General features: G+C 67.6%; 19 protein-coding genes and 1 tRNA gene. 9 read left to right on the top strand and 11 right to left on the bottom strand.

Annotation, left to right across the window (positions count from 1 at the left end; translation table 11 throughout):
- Nucleotides 1-53: 53 nt before the first annotated feature.
- Complete coding sequence (locus QZM35_RS37270; RefSeq protein ID WP_301777753.1) at nucleotides 54-1,457, top strand: enolase C-terminal domain-like protein; 1,404 nt, start codon at nucleotides 54-56, stop codon at nucleotides 1,455-1,457.
- Between the two features lie 126 nt (nucleotides 1,458-1,583).
- Complete coding sequence (locus tag QZM35_RS37265) at nucleotides 1,584-1,895, top strand: hypothetical protein (RefSeq protein ID WP_089424259.1); 312 nt, start codon at nucleotides 1,584-1,586, stop codon at nucleotides 1,893-1,895.
- Between the two features lie 120 nt (nucleotides 1,896-2,015).
- On the opposite strand, the gene QZM35_RS37260 is transcribed toward QZM35_RS37265, so the two are convergent.
- From QZM35_RS37260 to QZM35_RS37240, 5 genes are all read right to left on the bottom strand, one after another.
- Nucleotides 2,016-2,091, bottom strand: a tRNA-Ala gene (locus QZM35_RS37260).
- 66 nt (nucleotides 2,092-2,157) lie between these two features.
- Entirely contained in the window at nucleotides 2,158-2,520 is a 363-nt protein-coding gene (locus QZM35_RS37255) for a c-type cytochrome (protein WP_089471954.1), read from the bottom strand.
- Nucleotides 2,517-3,317, bottom strand: coding sequence for a BON domain-containing protein (locus QZM35_RS37250; protein WP_089424297.1), 801 nt, complete (start codon nucleotides 3,315-3,317; stop codon nucleotides 2,517-2,519). The genes QZM35_RS37255 and QZM35_RS37250 overlap by 4 nt, the downstream gene beginning before the upstream one ends.
- 17 nt (nucleotides 3,318-3,334) lie before the next feature.
- Entirely contained in the window at nucleotides 3,335-3,919 is a 585-nt protein-coding gene (locus QZM35_RS37245; RefSeq protein WP_174976283.1) for an SIS domain-containing protein, read from the bottom strand.
- Nucleotides 3,920-4,045: 126 nt separating this feature from the next.
- A complete protein-coding gene (locus tag QZM35_RS37240; protein WP_174976294.1) occupies nucleotides 4,046-4,474 on the bottom strand; it encodes a YraN family protein in 429 nt (142 codons plus the stop codon).
- Between the two features lie 46 nt (nucleotides 4,475-4,520).
- Between QZM35_RS37240 and rsmI the strand changes: the two genes are divergently transcribed.
- On the top strand, nucleotides 4,521-5,402 hold the full coding sequence (rsmI, locus tag QZM35_RS37235; protein WP_089424256.1) for a 16S rRNA (cytidine(1402)-2'-O)-methyltransferase: 882 nt from the start codon (nucleotides 4,521-4,523) through the stop codon (nucleotides 5,400-5,402).
- Nucleotides 5,403-5,510: 108 nt separating this feature from the next.
- Here the strand turns inward: rsmI and QZM35_RS37230 are convergent, their stop codons facing one another.
- Nucleotides 5,511-6,119 carry a septal ring lytic transglycosylase RlpA family protein gene (locus tag QZM35_RS37230; RefSeq protein WP_089424296.1) on the bottom strand — a complete coding sequence of 203 codons (609 nt, stop codon included), beginning with the start codon at nucleotides 6,117-6,119 and terminating at the stop codon, nucleotides 5,511-5,513.
- A 657-nt stretch (nucleotides 6,120-6,776) separates the two neighbouring features.
- Here QZM35_RS37230 and QZM35_RS37225 point away from each other — a divergent pair.
- The 3 genes from QZM35_RS37225 to QZM35_RS37215 all read left to right on the top strand — a co-directional run bounded on the left by QZM35_RS37225 (nucleotide 6,777) and on the right by QZM35_RS37215 (nucleotide 8,627).
- Nucleotides 6,777-7,421 (top strand): MBL fold metallo-hydrolase, encoded by a 645-nt coding sequence (locus tag QZM35_RS37225; RefSeq protein WP_043185095.1) that lies wholly within the window; start codon nucleotides 6,777-6,779, stop codon nucleotides 7,419-7,421.
- A complete protein-coding gene (locus tag QZM35_RS37220) occupies nucleotides 7,418-8,077 on the top strand; it encodes an exonuclease (RefSeq protein WP_089424255.1) in 660 nt (219 codons plus the stop codon). The genes QZM35_RS37225 and QZM35_RS37220 overlap by 4 nt, the downstream gene beginning before the upstream one ends.
- A gap of 79 nt (nucleotides 8,078-8,156) precedes the next feature.
- Nucleotides 8,157-8,627 carry an Lrp/AsnC family transcriptional regulator gene (locus QZM35_RS37215; protein WP_011882933.1) on the top strand — a complete coding sequence of 157 codons (471 nt, stop codon included), beginning with the start codon at nucleotides 8,157-8,159 and terminating at the stop codon, nucleotides 8,625-8,627.
- 48 nt (nucleotides 8,628-8,675) lie between these two features.
- On the opposite strand, the gene QZM35_RS37210 is transcribed toward QZM35_RS37215, so the two are convergent.
- From QZM35_RS37210 to QZM35_RS37200, 3 genes are all read right to left on the bottom strand, one after another.
- Entirely contained in the window at nucleotides 8,676-9,833 is a 1,158-nt protein-coding gene (locus tag QZM35_RS37210) for a cation diffusion facilitator family transporter (protein WP_089430462.1), read from the bottom strand.
- A gap of 241 nt (nucleotides 9,834-10,074) precedes the next feature.
- Nucleotides 10,075-10,368, bottom strand: a complete 294-nt coding sequence (locus tag QZM35_RS37205) for an H-NS family nucleoid-associated regulatory protein (RefSeq protein WP_006491875.1) — start codon at nucleotides 10,366-10,368, stop codon at nucleotides 10,075-10,077.
- 365 nt (nucleotides 10,369-10,733) lie between these two features.
- On the bottom strand, nucleotides 10,734-11,393 hold the full coding sequence (locus QZM35_RS37200; protein ID WP_174976284.1) for a HugZ family protein: 660 nt from the start codon (nucleotides 11,391-11,393) through the stop codon (nucleotides 10,734-10,736).
- Nucleotides 11,394-11,642: 249 nt separating this feature from the next.
- Here QZM35_RS37200 and QZM35_RS37195 point away from each other — a divergent pair, with 249 nt between their 5' ends.
- Nucleotides 11,643-12,860, top strand: coding sequence for an MFS transporter (locus QZM35_RS37195; protein ID WP_179255029.1), 1,218 nt, complete (start codon nucleotides 11,643-11,645; stop codon nucleotides 12,858-12,860).
- A 91-nt stretch (nucleotides 12,861-12,951) separates the two neighbouring features.
- Here the strand turns inward: QZM35_RS37195 and QZM35_RS37190 are convergent, their stop codons facing one another.
- Together QZM35_RS37190 and QZM35_RS37185 are read right to left on the bottom strand one after the other, a co-directional pair.
- On the bottom strand, nucleotides 12,952-14,094 hold the full coding sequence (locus tag QZM35_RS37190; RefSeq protein ID WP_089430459.1) for a branched-chain amino acid ABC transporter substrate-binding protein: 1,143 nt from the start codon (nucleotides 14,092-14,094) through the stop codon (nucleotides 12,952-12,954).
- Nucleotides 14,095-14,511: 417 nt separating this feature from the next.
- On the bottom strand, nucleotides 14,512-15,591 hold the full coding sequence (locus QZM35_RS37185; protein ID WP_089424251.1) for a nitronate monooxygenase family protein: 1,080 nt from the start codon (nucleotides 15,589-15,591) through the stop codon (nucleotides 14,512-14,514).
- A 223-nt stretch (nucleotides 15,592-15,814) separates the two neighbouring features.
- Between QZM35_RS37185 and QZM35_RS37180 the strand changes: the two genes are divergently transcribed.
- Nucleotides 15,815-16,507, top strand: coding sequence for a dienelactone hydrolase family protein (locus QZM35_RS37180; protein WP_089424250.1), 693 nt, complete (start codon nucleotides 15,815-15,817; stop codon nucleotides 16,505-16,507).
- 81 nt (nucleotides 16,508-16,588) lie between these two features.
- Nucleotides 16,589-18,067, top strand: coding sequence for an amidase (locus QZM35_RS37175; RefSeq protein WP_089424249.1), 1,479 nt, complete (start codon nucleotides 16,589-16,591; stop codon nucleotides 18,065-18,067).
- The last annotated feature ends 177 nt before the right edge of the window (nucleotides 18,068-18,244 follow it).

The following is an 18,244-nucleotide window of genomic DNA, read 5'->3' as shown; positions in this document are numbered from 1 at the left end:
GGCCGCGCCGCGCAGCCGGCGGCCCGTGCCCCACCGGAACCAGGAGCGAGCCGATGTCCGATTCCCGCCGTGCCGGCACCCCGCGCGTCACGCGCATGCAGGTGATTCCCGTCGCCGGCCGCGACAGCATGCTGCTCAACCTGTGCGGCGCGCACGCGCCGTACTTCACGCGCAACCTCGTGATCCTCGACGACAGCAGCGGACACACGGGCGTCGGCGAAGTGCCGGGCGGCGAAGGCATCCGCCACGCGCTCGAGCGCATGACGGATCTCGTGGTCGGCCAGTCGATCGGACGCTACCAGGCGACGCTCAACGTGGTGCGCGCGACGCTGTCCGGCGCGGGCGCGGGTGCGGGTGCGGGCCGCACGATCCGGCACGAGGTGACGTCGGCCGGCGAAGCCGCGGTGCTGCGCCAGCCGCACGAGATCAACCTGCGGCTCGACAACGTGATCACCGCGATCGAGGCCGCGCTGCTCGACCTGCTCGGCCAGCATCTCGACGTGCCGGTCGCGGCGCTGCTCGGTGAAGGGCAGCAGCGCGATGCGGTGCCGATGCTCGCGTACCTGTTCTATATCGGTGATCGCGGCCGCACCGACCTACCGTATCGCGACGAGGCGCAGGCGTCGGATGCATGGTTCCGGCTGCGCAACGAGGAAGCGCTCACGCCGGCCGCGATCGCGCGGCAGGCCGAGGCCGCAGTCGATCGCTACGGCTTCGCCGATTTCAAGCTGAAGGGCGGCGTGATGGCCGGCGCCGACGAGATGGAAGCGATCGCCGCGATCAAGACGCGCTTCCCCGACGCCCGCACGACGCTCGACCCGAACGGCGCGTGGTCGCTCGACGAGGCCGTCGCGCTATGCCGCGGACAAGGCCACCTGCTCGCGTATGCGGAAGATCCGTGCGGGCCGGAAGGCGGCTATTCGGGCCGCGAGGTGATGGCCGAATTCCGCCGCGCGACGGGGATCCCGACCGCGACCAACATGATCGCGACCGACTGGCGGCAGATGGATCATGCGGTGCGGCTGCAGGCAGTCGACATCCCGCTCGCCGACCCGCATTTCTGGACGATGCAGGGCTCGGTGCGGCTTGCGCAGCTGTGCCGCGACTGGGGGCTCACGTGGGGTTCGCACTCGAACAACCACTTCGACGTGTCGCTCGCGATGTTCACGCATGCGGCGGCGGCCGCGCCCGGCACGATCACCGCGATCGACACGCACTGGATCTGGCAGGAAGGCGATGCGCGGCTCACGCGCGAGCCGCTGAAGATCGTCGGGGGCCAGGTGGCCGTGCCGGAGCGGCCGGGGCTCGGGATCGAGCTCGACATGGCGCAGGTCGAGGCCGCGCATGCGCTTTATGGGCAAGTGGGCGGCACGGCGCGCGACGACGCGGTCGCGATGCGCTATCTCGTGCCGGGGTGGACGTACGATCCGAAGCGGCCGAGTGTCGGGCGGGGGTGAAGGCGGCGGCGGGCAGCGGCGGGTGGTTGCCAAACATCGGAAACGCCCGCATCCTGCTGGCTGCCTGAACCTGCCCGCGTGGCGACCGGTTCGGCGGCCCGTCCACCCGAATAAGAACCATCCGTCATGACGTCTTCCGATCCGACACCGCGACAGCTGGTCGTCTACATCCTGTATTCGGTGCTGGGCCTGCCCGCGAGCATGACCGCCGCCGGTTACGGCGCGACGCTGATGACGCGGAACGTATCGAACTTCGAAGGCGGCGCCGGCTACGCGGCGCTCTGGTGGATCATCCTGCTGACCTGCGCGTTCTATGCGCTGTCGTTCGTCATCTTCGCGCTGCTGCGGAAGAGAACAGTGATTCTCGCGGTCATGACGGTGGCGTTCGCCGCGTTGGCGGTGCCGACGTTCAGGCTCGCGCACGAACTGCTGACCTGACTGACCGGCCACCGGTCGACCCACTCCGCCACGTCGAGTACGGTGCCTGGCCCGGCCTGCCATCGCGGACCCACACAAACAAAAAGGCCCGATCTTGCGATCGAGCCCTTCGAATTCCGTTGGTGGAGCGGAGGAGGATCGAACTCCCGACCTTCGCATTGCGAACGCGACGCTCTCCCAGCTGAGCTACCGCCCCAACAGTCAACCATCATACACACGCATTTCCGCGCTTGGCAATAGGGGTTGAATCGCCCCTGACACCTTACTTTGACGGCGCGCCAGCCAGCACCCATTCGACCACCGAACGCACGTCGGCGTCGCTCATGCGCGGGTGCGCGGGCATCGGAATGGCGCCCCAGACGCCCGAGCCGCCCTCCTTCACCTTCTTCGACAGCTTGGCCACGGCCTGCGGATCGGCCTTGTAGCGGGCGGCGATATCCTTGAACGACGGGCCGACGAGCTTGCGGTCGACCGCGTGGCAGCCCATGCAGGCGTTGCCGCGCGCGACCTTCAGGCCGTCACCGACATCCGCATGCGCGACGCCCAGCGCGCCAATCACGAGCGCCGCGGCCGCGGCGCCCTGCACCATCCACTGTTTCATCTGCTTCATCTGCCTGTTCTTCATTGCGCCGGGGCCTTCGGGTTGCCCGGGTGCACGTTCGACGAATTCGAGATCGGCGCGGGCGGCTGCAGCGGCGCGGACTGCACCGACGCGTCGGGCACGGCGCCCACCGTCGCGGTATCCGCCGGCGCGGCGGCAGCCTGCGCGCCGGATGCGCCGCTCGCGGGCGACGCGTTCTGCAGCGCCTGCGCGTCCTGCGGCTTCACGTACTGGAACACCTTCACGACCTTCTCGACGCCCGGCACCTGGCTGGCGGCTTCCGCGCCGCGATTGCCCTCGTCGACCGTCACGAGCCCCATCAGGTAAAGGTTGCCGCGTTCGCTGACGACCTTGTAGTAGTTCGACGAGATGCCCTTCGTCGCAATCAGCTCGGACTTCACGCGCCCTTCGAGGTACGAGTCGTTCGCGCGCGACGACAGCGACGACGCCGGCTCGACCGACAGCTCGTTGACGATGCCGTTCACGTTGTTGATGCCGCGCACGATTTCCTCGGCGCGCTGCTTCGATGCATCGTTCGGCACTTCGCCCGTCAGCAGCACGCGGCGGTTGAATACCGTCACGTTCACGTGCGACTGATCGGGCAGCCCGTTGTTGATCTGCGTGAGCGACTTGACCTGGATCTCGCGATCTTCCGTCTGCGCACCGAGCGTACGGCGATCGGTCGCGATCAGCGCGCCGCCGCCGGCCGCTGCGCCCACGACCCCGAGCACACAACCTTGCAGCGACACGGCGAGACCCGCCGTCAGCGCAGCGAGCAGCGTGGTTCTGACGAGCGTCTGTTTGACGCGGCTTTGATTCATCGACGGCTCTCCTTCGTTCAATCCTCACCCAGCAGCATCGCGTCGATGCCGTCGCACAGGCAGTGGATGGTCAGCAGATGGACTTCGTGGATGCGCGCCGCGCGAACGGCGGGCACGCTGATCGGAATATCGGTATCGGACAGCGCGGCGGCGACCGCATGGCCGTCGCCGCCCGTCAGCGCGACGACGGTCATCTCGCGCTCGTGCGCTTCGTCGATCGCCGCCAGCACGCGCGGCGATGCGCCGGTCGGATCGAGCACCAGCAGGATGTCGCCGGTCTGGCCGAGCACGCGCACCTGCTGCGCGAACAGCTGATCGGCGGACACCGCGCCCGCGAGGCCGCCCTGCGACGCATCGGTGGCCAGCGCGATCGCGGGCAGGCCCGGGCGCTCGCGCTCGAAGCCGCCGACGAGTGACACGGCGAGGTAATGCGCGGCGGCGGCCGAAGGGCCGTCACCGCACGCGACGATCTTGTTGCCGTTCGCCAGCGCGGCGAACATCGCATCGACCGCGGCTGCGATCGGCAGCGACAGCGCGTCGGCCGCTTCGGCGTGAAGCGCGGCGCTGTCGCGGAAATGTTGCTGAATACGTTCGACTGACATCGATTCCTGGTGAACTGGGCGCGTGGCACGCATCGCGCGACATCGTGGGTGCGGCGAGTTTACCGTACTCCGGCACCCTCTCCGGCGGTCCGGCAAGAACTCTTTACATCTCGTCACAGCTCGCCGCTACGCATCGTCGGCACGAAATGCGTCGCGCAGCCACGCGAGCCGGCCGGCCTCGAACGCGACGACGTCGAAGCGGCACGCGGCGCCGGCGCCGTGCCGCGCCCAGAACTGGAGCGCGGCCGCCACCAGGCGACGCCGCTTGCGCCAGCCGACGCTCGCGGCCGCGCCGCCATGCCGGACGCTGCGCCGCGCGCGCACCTCGACGAACACGAGCATGCCGTCAGGCTCGCGCATCACGAGATCGAGCTCGCCACCGCGCATCGTCACGTTCGCCGCGACGAACCCGAGGCCGCGGCGTTCGAGAAACTGCCGCGCGCGCAGCTCGAATGCCGCGCCGACCGGTTTGGATCGCGCCGCATCCGAAAAGTTGTCGCCGGCGCGCACCAAACCGCGCCCGTCGCCCGGCCGGGCCGGCGCCGCGTGGCACAATGCCGTCCTTGTTCCGCTTGCGCCGCGATTGCGCGCATTGCCTGCCATGACTGCCCTCCTCGAACTCGCGCACACGCAGCACTACCCGGACGCCGCGCTCTACGTGGTCGCCACGCCGATCGGCAACACCGCCGACATCACGCTGCGCGCGCTGCACGTGCTCGGCCTCGCCGACCGCATCGCGGCCGAAGACACCCGCAACACGGGCCAGCTGCTCGCCCGCTACGGGATCTCGAAACCGCTCGTCGCCGTGCACGAGCACAACGAACGCGAAGCCGCGCAACGCGTGATCGAACTGCTGCGCGGCGGCGAGCGCGTGGCCTATGTATCGGACGCCGGCACGCCCGGCATCTCGGATCCCGGCGCGCGGCTCGTCGACGCGGTGCGCGCCGCCGGCTTCGCGGTGATTCCGCTGCCGGGCGCGAGCGCGGCCGTGACCGCGCTGAGCGTGGCCGGCGACTGGGCCGGCGCGTTCACGTTCGCGGGCTTCCTGCCGCCGAAGACGAAGCAGCGCGCGACCGCGCTGCAGGCGCTGGTATCGCACCCGTATGCACTGGTGTTCTACGAGGCCCCGCACCGGATCGCCGAAACCGTCGCCGCACTCGCCGACGCATTCGGCCCCGCGCGCCGGCTGCTGATCGCGCGCGAGCTCACCAAGCTACACGAGCAGTTGTTCCAGGGCACCCTGGCCGAAGGACAGACCTGGCTCGCCGGCGATGCGAACCGGCAGCGCGGCGAGTTCGTGCTGGTGGTCGAGGGCGCACCGGCGACGAGCGGCGAAGCCGACGACACCGCGCACGACGCGCTGCTCAAGCTGCTGCTGGAAGAGGTGCCGGTGAAGAGCGCGGCCAAGCTCGCGGCCGCGCTGACGGGCGCGTCGCGCAACACGCTGTATGCGCGTGCGCTGGCGCTGAAGGACGAAAGCTGACACGCGAGGCGGCCGGCACCGGGAAGCCGGCGCCGGCATCGCGCCGCGCAGGAAAGACAAAGGGCTGCCCGCGGGCAGCCCTTTTGCATGAGCGGTCGAGCCGCTGCGTTACTTCGCCGAGACCGACGCGAACATTTCGTCGCGTGCCTCGCGCGCTTCCTGCGGCGACAGCCCTTCGATCTTCACGCGGCCCGTGCCGGCGTGCACGAGGCCGATCATCTTGGCGGCCGCATACGACAGGTCGAGCACACGACCGCGCTTGAACGGCCCGCGATCGTTGACCTTCACGACGACCCACTTGCCGGTCGACGCGTTCGTCACCTTGATGTACGACGACAGCGGCAGCGTGCGGTGTGCGGCGGTGAGTGCATTCATGTTGAAGCGCTCGCCGTTCGCGGTGCGGCGGCCGTGGAAGTCCCGCCCGTACCACGATGCGCGGCCCGTCTGGCGGAAATCGGACACATCCTTGCCGTCGATCGGCTCGGCGTCCGCCAGCGACGACTTCTTCGCGTCCTTGCTGTCGGCAGCCGGCATCGATGCCAGCGCGGAATCAAAGTTCAGCTGCTTGTCGCTATCCGCCTTCGCGGCGGCGGCCGTCTTGTCGACGGCGTTCTTCTGGTTCGCGCTACCGGTGGTCTGGCTGGGTGGCACCGCGCAGCCCGTCAGCGCAAAAAACAATGCAATGGTCCCGAATCGACTCGGAAAACGTAAATTCATCGACGTGTCGCCTTCTGGTTCGGGCCGCGCCTTCATCACGCCGATTCACGGCGCAGATATGCGGCCCGGACGGCAAATGCGTGCACGCCCCGCTCGGATGCGAGCAGGCGGCTAGCATGGGCGCGGCTTTCGTCTAGGCCGCAACCGTCCTGATTAGCTTTCACGTCTGGCGCAACCTGTCCCCAACAGCCTGACCAGACCCCACATGCCGCCATCGAACATGGCTTCACGTTCGCGCGCGTCGAAACGACCGACTCACAGGAACGGCGGCACAGGCCCCATCCGGCGGCGCGGCAGCAGGGCCGCAGGCGGGCGCGCAGCACCCGGCCGGACAAGACGTGAGCACCGAATATTCGGTGCTGGATACACCGCCGGACTCCCCGGCGGCTGATGCTTGACGGTGCCTCCGACGCCCCTTTTTTAACGGGGCCGAAACACCAGCGAATTGCGTGAAATTCACGTGCAATGGGGCGCATTATACATAAACCAAAAGGTTGTCTCGAAAAGCGCCCGTCGGGGACCATTGATTCTCACTATGGCCGTAACAATCGACATGCTCCGGGAATGCCCGGAGGCGTCCGCCGCGACGCGCGTCGCGCGACCGGCAGGCGGCACGCGCGACCGGTACAATCGCTCCTTTTAGCCGCCGGTGCCTCCATGAAAGTCACGCTCATTCCGGTCACGCCGTTCCAGCAGAACTGCTCGCTGCTCGTCTGCGAGAAAACGGGCCGCGCCGCCGTCGTCGATCCGGGCGGCGATCTCGACCGGATCGAACAGGAAGTCGCGCGGCAGAACGTGCAGGTCGAGAAGGTGCTGCTCACGCACGGGCACATCGATCACTGCGCGGGCGCGAAGACGCTCGCGACGCATTACGGCGTGCCGATCGAGGGGCCGCAGGAAGAAGAGCGCTTCTGGATCGAGAAGCTGCCGATGCAGAGCGAGCGCTTCGGCTTTCCGGCCGCCGAAACCTTCGAGCCGGATCACTGGCTGAACGACGGCGACACCGTGCAGTTCGGCGACGAGACGCTCGAGGTCTATCACTGCCCGGGCCACACGCCCGGCCACGTCGTGTTCTTCAGCCGCGCGCATCGCGTCGCGATCGTCGGCGACGTGCTGTTCGCGGGCTCGATCGGCCGCACCGATTTTCCGCGCGGCAATCACGAGGATCTCGTCCGGTCGATCAAGGAGAAGCTGTGGCCGCTCGGCGACGACGTGACGTTCGTGCCGGGCCACGGCCCGGTGTCGACGTTCGGCGACGAGCGCCGCACCAACCCGTTCGTGTCCGACAAGGTATTCGGATGAACCAGACCGCCATCCCGGAAATCTACGTCAGCACCGACGTCGAGGCCGACGGCCCGATTCCCGGCCCGCACTCGATGCTGAGCTTCGCGTCGGCCGCCTATACCGAGGACAAGCAGCTGATCGCGACGTTCTCGGCCAATCTCGACACGCTGCCCGGCGCGCAGGCGCACCCGGTGCAGGAAGCGTGGTGGAAGACCGAGCCCGAAGCATGGGCCGCGTGCCGGAAGGATCTGCAGGCACCCGAAGCGGCGCTGCTCGCGTACGTCGACTGGGTCGAGGCGCTGCCCGGCAAGCCGGTGTTCGTCGCGATGCCGGCGGGCTTCGATTTCACGTTCATGTTCTGGTACATGATGCGCTTCGCGGGCCGCTGCCCGTTCTCGTGGTCGGCGCTCGACATCAAGACGCTCGCGTTCGCGATGACGGGCCTGCCGTACCGCAAGGCGATCAAGCCGCGCTTTCCGAAGCACTGGTTCGACGACCATCCGCACACGCACGTCGCGCTCGACGACGCGATCGAGCAAGGCGCGCTGTTCTGCAACATGCTGGCCGACCTGCGCCGCCAGCAGGCCGCGCTCGCGGGCCTCGCGGTGTCGGACACCGATCGGTCGGAAAACGCAGGCGCGGGACAAAATCCCACGGATCCGCGAGCAAATTAGCGAATCTCGCTCAACAACGCGACGCCAGATTGCCTTTCCTTTCCCGGCCCTCTAACATTCAGCGTGTTGTAGTTGCCGCATGGAGGCGCAGGTGACGCTCGATTCCTTTTCGCAAAAAATCCTTCGCCTGTTGCAGCTCGACGCGCGCCGCTCGGTCCAGGAAATCTCGGACCAGGTCGGCCTGTCGAGCACGCCGTGCTGGCGCCGCATCAAGGACATGGAACAGTCGGGCGTGATCCAGCGCTACACGGCGCTGCTCGATCGCGAGAAGCTCGGCCTGCACGTCTGCGCGCTCGCGCACGTGCACCTGACCCGCCACAACGAAGGCGGCGTCGAGCAGTTCGAGCGCGAGATCTCGACCTGCCCGGAAGTCACCGAGTGCTACAGCACGACCGGCGAAGCCGACTACATCCTCAAGATCGTCGCGCCGGACATCAAGGCCTACGACGTGTTCCTGCACGAACGCATCTTCAAGATCCCCGCCGTGTCGCAGGTGCGCACGAGCGTCGTGCTGCGCGAGATCAAGTTCGACACGCAACTGCCGCTGTAACGCGCCAGCACGCGCCGGCGGCCTTCTATCCCGTGTGCCCGCGGCGGGTCACGCATGCGCGGGCATCGTGCGCGTGAAGCCGATCCGGCGCGCGCCGAACTCGCGCTTCAGCGCGTCGGCGTCGAGCCTTCCAGCCAGCGCCGCGTCGGTGTCGTGCGGATCGCAGGCAAGCGTCACGTCGATCTCGAGCCCCGTACTCAGGTAATGCAGGTTGATGGCCGCCGCATGCAGCCCGCGCTGCGCGAGCGCGGCCTCGAGCCGTGCCACGATCTCGCCGCGCGGCGGCAGCGCGAGCGCCGGACGGCGCGCCGCGTCGTTCTCGGGATCGACGTGGATCAGCGCATCGAGCACGCGTGCATCGGTCAGCACGCGCGCACGCGCGGTCTCGGCGATGTAGTGCCCTTCGGAGACGGAGATTTTCGGATCGACGAGGATGTGCGCGTCGACGAGCGCGGCATCGCCCATCTTGCGCGTGCGCAGGTCGTGCACGTCGCGCACGCCCGGCGTCGCCGCGAGCAGCGCGCGGATCTCGGCCGTATCGGTCGTATCGAGCGCGCGGTCGGAGAGGTCCTGCAACGCGTCATAGCCGAACGTCCAGCCCATGCGCGCAACCATGAAGCCGACGATCGCCGCCGCGATCGGGTCGAGCAGCCGCACGCCGGCCAGGCTGCCGACGATGCCGATCGCGACGACGAGCGACGACGCGGCATCCGAACGCGCATGCCATGCATTCGCGACGAGCATCGCCGAACGGACGCGCCGCGCTTCGCGCAACATGTAGCGAAACAGCGCCTCTTTCGACACGAGCACCGTCAGCGCGACGAGCAGCGCGGAAAAATGTACCGCCGGAATGTTTTCGAGATTAACGAGGCGGTCGCCGGCCCGCCAGAGCATGCCGACGCCAACCGCAATCAGGATCGCGCCGAGAAACAGCGAGGCGACGGTCTCGTAGCGGCTGTGGCCGTAATTGTGGTCGGCATCCGGCGATGCGCCGCTATGCCGATTCGCAACCAGCACGACAAAATCCGAGATCAAATCGGAAATCGAATGCACCCCGTCAGCAATCAATGCCTGCGAATGGGCAATCACGCCGACGACGATCTGAAATGTCGCAAGCACGACATTCAGCACAATACTGACGAACGTGCTCTTGCGTGCAACCGCGTGCTTATCTGCGCTCTGCGCGTCGCCGGAAAACGTGGACATGAAATATGAGATATCGGTGAGCGATACCCGATTCTATCAAGGGCGCCCCGTGAACCCCGCCAATACCCACAAATTTCTTATTTAAATCAACCGCTTATGCGAACGGGTCGTATTTTCATTCACGCCCCATTATTACATTTCCATGACAACGCCATGTGCGCGGCGAGCGCAGAAAACAAAAAAGCCGCGCTCCTTAACGGACACGCGGCTCTTTTGAAGAGCAGGCTATTTAAACGGACGTTTAAATCGCAAACTGTTCGCGGTTCTTGCCTGCGATCCAGCGCGGCGGCTTGCCGCGGCCCGACCACGTCGCGCCCGTTTCCGGATCGCGGTATTTCGCGGCAACGCCTGCGCGCGGACGGCCAACCTTACCTGCCTTCGCGCGGCTGAGACCGAGTTCGGCGAGCGAAAAGCCGTAGTCGGCAATTTTCTGCTTCACGTCATTCAGCACTTCAGCGTATTCACGCGACTTTGCTTCTTCGATTTGCTTCTCCAGCTTCTCCCGCTGGGCCAGCAGGTCCTTGTAAGAAGACATAGTTTCCCTTTCTATCTGACCAATGGCGCCGGTCTGCAGCCAGCTCACCATTCATGAAATATATGTGCCTCGGATTTTCGAAGGCAGAGATTAGCACAAAAAAGATTTGATAGAAGCGGGATTCATGAAAATCCCGAGATCAATTGGAATTCACACGTGTCATTTTGACCGGCCACGGCCTTTTCTCAAATTTTTACGTTCCTACACAGAGATTAGGACATTAGCGATTGGCTATTAGGTCTATCAACATACGCAATTACCCTGCATTTGAAAAATAGAAGCTTTCATCGGACGACAGTTTTACGAAAATCGGATGGCGCGCCTCGCTAAACGGGCAAAGCGCGGAGCCGCCGGTATCCGCGACGTCACGTCACATCCCGCGCGCACGCCATCAGCCGCTCGCGCCATTCGCCCGCATCGGCCAATGGCGTATCGAACGACGTACGCACGCGGCGGCCGTCATGTCGCCAGTCGGCGCCGTGGCGATCGACGCCGAGCAATTCGAGCCCGTCGCGGCGCGCCGCGCCGGCATCGTACGCGTCCCATAACGCCTGCTCCTCGTCGAACGCGAGCGGCGGCAGCGCATCGAGATGCGTGCCGTCGACCCAGCCCATGCGCCCGAACCCGCCGATATAGCGCAGCCGCTCGACGTCGAGTGCCCAGAACGTGAAATCGCCCAGCGCGAGATAGCGCGCGGCATCCGGCTCATAACGACAGTAGCGCGCGGTGACGTGCGGATCGTCGCCGAGCGGCACGAACCGGCCGAGCAGCGTCGCGCGCTCGGCGTTCAGCACGTCGCCGTCGGGCGCATCGACGACGAGGAAGCCCGCGCGCGGATCGGCGGCCAGATTGCGCGTGTGCTCCGCAAGGCCGCTCACGAGGATCACGGGACGATGGCTTGCATCGGGTGCAAACGGAACGACCGTCGGATACGGGAAACCCTGCGGATCGCGCGAATGGGTGGCGAGCGTGCCGAGCGCGCAGCGGTGCAGCAAATGCACGGCGAGAGCGGGATCGATGTTCAAGAGGACTCCTGCGGTCGAAGGGGGGCGCGCCGGGCACGCCATGCGCTCCGATGTTACCCGCGGGCGCGGCGCGCCGTGCATCGGTCGAACGGCCAGGGCAGTCGATGCGGCCGAACGCGGGTCACTGACTAATCGCCGGATCATCGGCCGAACGGCCAACGCCCGGCACGATCGTAAGCGGTTCGATAGAATCGGACGAATCCGACGGGCGCCGCGTGCGTCCGTGCATTTCCTTTGATGAGCGTCATCGTGTCCGAATCCTCCTCCCCCGAATCGTCGTCCCCGTTCGCCGCGCCGCCCGACGCGCATCGCGTGCTGTCGCTGCCGGCCCGCCAGCGGGCCCGCGCGGCATCGATGGCGCTGTTCTTCGTCGCCGGCATGATGTTCGCGTCGTGGGGCGTGCACGTGCCGACCGTGCGCGACAAGTTCGCGCTGAGCCCCGGGCTGCTGTCGATCGCGCTGTTCGCGGTCGCCGTCGGGTCGATCGCCGCGATGCTGACCATCGCGCGCTGGATCGCGCGCGTCGGCTCGCGCACCGCGTGCCTCGCGGGCGGGCTCGTGATGTCGGCCTGCGCGGCGCTGATCCTCGTCGTGCCCGACTACCCGTTGCTGCTGGCGGTGCTCGCGCTGTTCGGCTTCTCGATGGCGACGCTCGACGTGGCGATGAACGCCGAGGCCAGCGCGGTCGAAATCGCGATCGGCAGGCCGATCATGTCGTCGCTGCACGGCATGTTCAGCATCGGCGGGATGGCCGGCGCGGCCGCCGGCGGCGCGCTGCTGTCGGCCGGCATGGCGCCGGCCGTGCATCTCGCGCTCGCGGCCGCGACCAGCGCGACGGTGCTCGTGGTCGCCAGCCCGGCCGTGCTCCCGCATGTGCCGCATCACGAACACGCGCACGGCGGCGGCAACCGCTGGCGCTCGCCGGCGTTGTGGATGCTCGGCGGCATCGCGCTCGTCGCGCTGATCGCCGAAGGCGCGATGTACGACTGGGCGACGGTCTACATGCGCGACGTCGTCGTGGCGAGCCCCGCGCTCGCCAGCGCCGCCTATGCCGCGTTCTCGGGCGGGATGGCCATCGCGCGCTTCGCGGGCGACGCCGTGCGCGCCCGCTTCGGCGCGCCGCAGCTCGTGTTCGCGAGCGCGTCGCTCGCCTGCGCGGGGATGATCGGCGCGCTGCTGCTGCCGTATTCGGCCACGGTGCTGACCGGCTTCACGCTGATGGGCCTCGGCCTCGCGAACATGATGCCGGTGCTGTTCGCGGCCGCCGCGCGCGTGAAAGGCATCCATGCGGCCGAAGGGCTCGCGCACGTGGCCGGCCTCGCGTATTTCGGCATGCTGTTCGGTCCGGTCGTGATCGGCGCCGTCGCGCAGGCGTCGAACCTGACGATCGGCCTGTCCGTCGTCGCGCTGTGCGCGGCGCTCGTCGCGGCCGTCGCGCCGAAGGTGCTCGCGCGGCTGAAGATCTGACGGGGCGCGGCACGACGCGCCGGCCCAAAAAGAAAGCGCGCATGCGTTGCCGCATGCGCGCTTTCACCCCTTCTGTTGACCGCTTGTATCGTTACATCTTCACTTCATCGAGCAGCGACTTCTTGCCGCCCTTGTAGTTGTACAGCGAGATCACGCCGTGCTGCAGGTCGCCCTTCGAGTCGAAGGTCGTCGTGCCGATCACGCCCGAGTAGTTCGTCGCCGGCATCGCGGCGAGGATCTTCGCCGGATCCGCCGAGTTCGAGCGCTTCATCGCATCGACGATGATGTACACGGCGTCATACGTGAACGGTGCGTAGATCTGGATCGGCTGGCCGAAGCGCTTCTCGTACTTCGCCTTGAACGCCGCGCCGCCCGACATCTTCTCGAGCGAAGCACCGGCTTCCGAACACACCACGTTGTCGGTCGCGTCGCCGGCCAGGTCGGCCAGCTTTTCCGTGCACACGCCGTCGCCCGCGAAGATCTTCGCGCGCAGGCCGAGCTGCTTCGCCTGCTTCGCGAACGGGCCGCCGGTGGCGTCCATGCCGCCGTACATGATCGCGTCCGGATTCTCGCCCTTGATCTTGGTCAGAATCGCGCGGAAGTCGACCGCCTTGTCGTTCGTCGCGTCGTGCGACATCACCTTCAGGCCGAGCGCCTTGGCCTTCTTCTCGAACTCGTTCGCGAGACCCTGGCCGTACGCGGTCGAATCGTCGACCACGGCCACGCTCTTGATGCCCTTCGAGTGCGCGTAGTTCGCGAGTGCCGGGCCCTGCTGCGCATCGGTGGCCACCACGCGGTACGTGGTCTTGAAGCCCTGCTGCGTGTAGGCCGGGTTGGTCGCCGACGGCGAGATCTGCACGATGCCCGCATCGCTGTAGATCTTCGAGGCCGGGATCGACGTGCCCGAGTTCAGGTGGCCGACCACCGCGACGACCTTGTCGTCGACGAGCTTCTGCGCAACCTGCGTGGCCTGCCGCGGGTCGGCCGCGTCGTCCTGCGGGTCGAGTTGCAGCGTGATTTTCTGGCCGCCGACCGTGAGACCCTTGGCGTTGATCTCTTCAACCGCGAGACGTGCGCCGTTTTCGTTGTCCTTGCCCAGGTGTGCAATGCCGCCCGTCAAGGGCGCGACGTGGCCGATCTTGACGACTTGATCGGCCGCTGCGTTGCCCGCAGCTGCAGCGCACAGCATCGCGGCCGCGGTGATCGGCAACAGCTTTTGCATCTTGATATTCATGTAAGTCTCCAGTTTCGGTCCCAATAAAACGCCATCGCCCGGTGCCCCGCTGCCATCCCTGTGTTTGCAATCACTGGACGATTCGCCGGTTGCATCGTTCATGCACTTGGCCTCAAGCACGTGAAAACCGCCGCTTTTAGCAGCCGCCCGTCCGTACTTGCGCGCAAGTGTAGGTGATCAAATTAATTTGTGGGACTTTTTTGGGGTAGTGGTAACACTACCGATATGCACGCTTTGGAATGACGACTCGAATATCGCCGTGAGCCCCGCCGGATAAGGGTTTCCGCTAATTCCAGGTGGCTTTCTGAAAGGTCGTTTTAAAACAATCCGGGGGCATTTCGATTCGGTATTTTGTGCCCGTGATCATTGAATGAAACGCGCGTGACAACGCGCGTTTCGTCGTCCGACATGAACGCATCAGGCAGCCGCCGCACGCCATTCGGCATCGAGCGCGGCGACGAGCTGCGACGTCGTCAGCGCATCGCCGCGCCGCCGCGCGAGCGGCGCGCCCTGCCCGGCCCACAGCGACAGGTAGTCGCCGTCGTTCGCGCGCGCGGCGGCCTGGCGCAGCGGCTGGGTCAGCGCGTTCTGCACCGGGTACGGCGCGGCGTCGGCCACGCGTTCGCCGAGCCGGGCCATCAGCGTGTTGCGCAGCCCGCGCGCGTGGCGGCCGGTGATCGCGCGCGTGACCTGCGTCGACGTGTCGGTGCTCGCGAGCAGGCGCGCCTTCCAGTCCGCCGCGATCGCGCTTTCCGTGCAGGTGAGGAACGCGGTGCCGAGCTGTGCGCCCTGCGCGCCGAGCGCGAGCGCGGCCGCGATCCCGCGGCCGTCCATGATGCCGCCCGCGGCGAGCACGGGCAGGCCGGTCGCGTCGACCAGTTGCGGCACGAGCGCGAGCGTACCGATCAGCGCATCGTCGGCGGAACCGATGAACGTGCCGCGATGGCCGCCCGCCTCGGCGCCCTGCGCGGACAGCGCGTCGGCGCCGGCCGCCTGCCAGGCGAGGCCCTCGGCCACGTGCGTCGCCGTGCCGATCACGTAGGTGCCGGCCGCCTTCAGGCGCGCGACGTCGGCCGCATCGAGCACGCCGAACGTGAAGCTCGCAACGGGCACGCGCAGCGCCACGAGCGCATCGAGCTGTGCGCGGAAGTCGGGCGCATAGCGCGCGGGGACGGTGCCCGGCGGCAACCCGAGCACCGCGTTCAGCGGGTCGATCGCGGCGAGCGCGCGGGCGACGGTCGCCGCGTCGGGCGTCGCGTCCGGCAGCACGAACAGGTTGATCGCGAACGGGCGATCGGTCGCCGCGCGGATGGCTTCGACTTCGGTCGCGAGGCGCTCGGGCGCGAACGCGGCGGCGCCGAGACTGCCGAGCGCGCCGGCATTCGACGCGGCGGCGACCATCGCGGTCGTAGTCGCGCCGACCATCGGCGCCTGCACGAGCGGCAGGCGCAGGCCGAAGCGTTCGGAAAAGGGCGTGGAAAACAGACGGGCAGACATGGCGAATCCTTCGATGACGATACGCGAAAGCGCTTTGTAAAGGCCGGCACATCGACTCTATCGAAGCGGCGCAGCGCCGAAAAATGAATAATCGAGATCGAAACGATCGCTGCGCGAGAAGCGGGCGCATGCGCTGCACCGTCACACGATCGATGGCACACTAGGCCGCCCTCTTCCACCCCGGGGCGCGCATCGCGCACCCCGTTCGCCAGGAGTTCAGAACGTGACTGCCCAATGGATCGACATCCCCGCCGGTAACGACAGCTTCGGCGGCTATCTCGCGCTGCCCAAGCGCGGCAAAGGCCCTGCCGTCATCATCATCCAGGAGATCTTCGGCGTGAACGCGCACATCCGCGCGGTGGCCGACCAGTACGCGTCCGACGGCTTCGTCGCGCTCGCGCCGGACGTGTTCTGGCGCACGCAGCCGCGCGTCGAGCTCACCTACGAAGGCGCGGATCGCGACAAGGGCATCGAGCTGATGAAAAAGACCGACGTGGGCCTCGCGGTCGCGGACATCGGCGCGGCCGCCGATGCGTTGCGCGCGCGCCCGGAAGTGGCCGGCAAGGTTGCCGCGATCGGCTACTGCTTCGGCGGCCAGCTCGCGTACCGCGCGGCCGCGACCGGCAAGATCGACGCGGCCGTGGCCTACTACGGCGGCGGTATCCAGAACGCGCTCGATCTGGCCGGCCAGATCAAGCAGCCGATCCTGTTCCACTACGCGGGACACGACCACGCGATCCCGCCCGAGGCCGTCGACCAGGTGAAGGCCGCTTTCGCCGGCCACGGCCACGCGTCGTTCCACGACTATCCGGGCGCCGAGCACGGCTTCAACTGCACGGACCGCGCGTCGTACAACCAGCGCGCGTCGGCGCTCGCGCACGGCCGCACGCTGACCTTCCTCGCCGAGCACCTCTAAAAACGGCCGGCCGCGGGCCCCGCGCACCGGGCCCGCGTTATGCTGCTGTCATCGCCACGAACCACAACGGGGATGACAGCGATGCACTCGGACTATCTCGCGCATGACGCGATCGGCCTCGCCACACTGGTACGTGAACGCAAGGCGAGCCCGCGCGAACTGCTCGACGCCGCGATCGGCCAGGCCGAAGCGGTCAACGGCGCGATCAACGCGATCGTGCTGCAGGACTACGAAGCCGCACGCCAGCGCGCGGCCGCCACACCCGACGGCGGCACCGACGCGCCGTTCGCCGGCGTTCCCTATCTCGTGAAGGATCTCGGCGCGGCGGTCGCCGGGCTGCCGCTGTCGATGGGCAGCCGGCACTACCGGTATTTCGTGCCCGCCGACGATTCGCCGGTGATCGCGCGCAGCCGCGCGGCCGGTCTCAACGTGTTCGGCAAGACCAACACGTCGGAGATCGGCCAGATGCCGTACACGGAACCCGAACTGTTCGGCGCGTGCCGCAACCCGTGGAATCTCGATCACACGCCCGGCGGCTCGAGCGGCGGTGCGGCGGCGGCCGTCGCGGCCGGCATCGTGCCGCTCGCGCATGCTTCCGACGGCGGCGGCTCGATCCGCATTCCGGCGTCGTGCTGCGGGCTGTTCGGCCTGAAGCCGAGCCGCAACCCGGTACTCGTCGACCTGCCGTCGAACGGCGAGCTGGTCGTCCAGCATGCGGTCACGCGCAGCGTGCGCGACAGCGCGCTGCTGCTCGACGTGACGACCGGCCAGACCTTGCCACCGGGCGCGCCCGGCACATTCCTCGGCGAACTCGACACGCCGCCCGGCCCGCTGCGGATCGGCCTCGTGCTCGACCCGATGCTCGCGCCGGCACTCGCCGACGACACGCGCGCGGCGCTCGACGACGCGGCCGCACTGCTCGAATCGCTCGGCCACCATGTCGAGCCGGCGACGCTGCACGTCAACTACGCGCGCGCGGCCGAAACCTTCCTCACGCTATGGGCAACGATCGCCGAGGAGATGGTGCTCGGCGCGCGCGCACTGACCGGCCGCACGCCGAAGCGCGGCGAATTCGAGGCCGCGACGTGGGCGATGGCCGTGATCGGCCGGCGCCTCGCGCGCACGCGCCTGCCGGACGTGCTCGAATGGCAGCGCCAGCTCACCGTGCAGGTGGCCGGCCTCGTGTCGCGCTACGACGCAATCCTGTGCGCGTCGCTCGCGGGCCCGCCGGTGAAGATCGGCGAATTGCAGCCGACGCCGCTCGAAGCGGCGCAGATGAAGGTGCTCGCCGCGCTGCCGGTGAAGCCGCTGCTGAAGGAGATGCTCGCGAGGTCGTCGGAAAAGGCGTTCACGTGGGCCGGCTGCACCGAGCTGTTCAACCTGACCGGCCAGCCGGCGATGTCGGTGCCGCTCTACTGGAACGCGCGCGGGCTGCCGATCGGCGTGCAGTTCGCCGCGCGTCATGCCGACGACGCGCTGCTGCTCCGGCTCGCCCGCCAGCTCGAACAGGCGCGGCCGTGGTTCGAGCGCCGCCCGCCGCTGATGCAGGCGCAGCGCTGACGCACGCAGCCGCGCGCCGCCGACATCGAAAAAAAAGCCCCGCCGGCACAATGAACTGCACCCCAAAAGTTGGACATCGATCCAACCTTTGGGGTGTTTTTCATGAGCAAGTACACGGAGCAGTTCAAGGTATCCATTGCAGAGGAGTACGAGTCCGGCCACGCTGGGTTCCGTGAG

The sequence above is a fragment of the Burkholderia sp. AU45274 genome (genome assembly GCF_030482505.1).
Lineage (GTDB): Bacteria > Pseudomonadota > Gammaproteobacteria > Burkholderiales > Burkholderiaceae > Burkholderia.
This window is presented reverse-complemented; position numbering and strand designations above follow the sequence as displayed.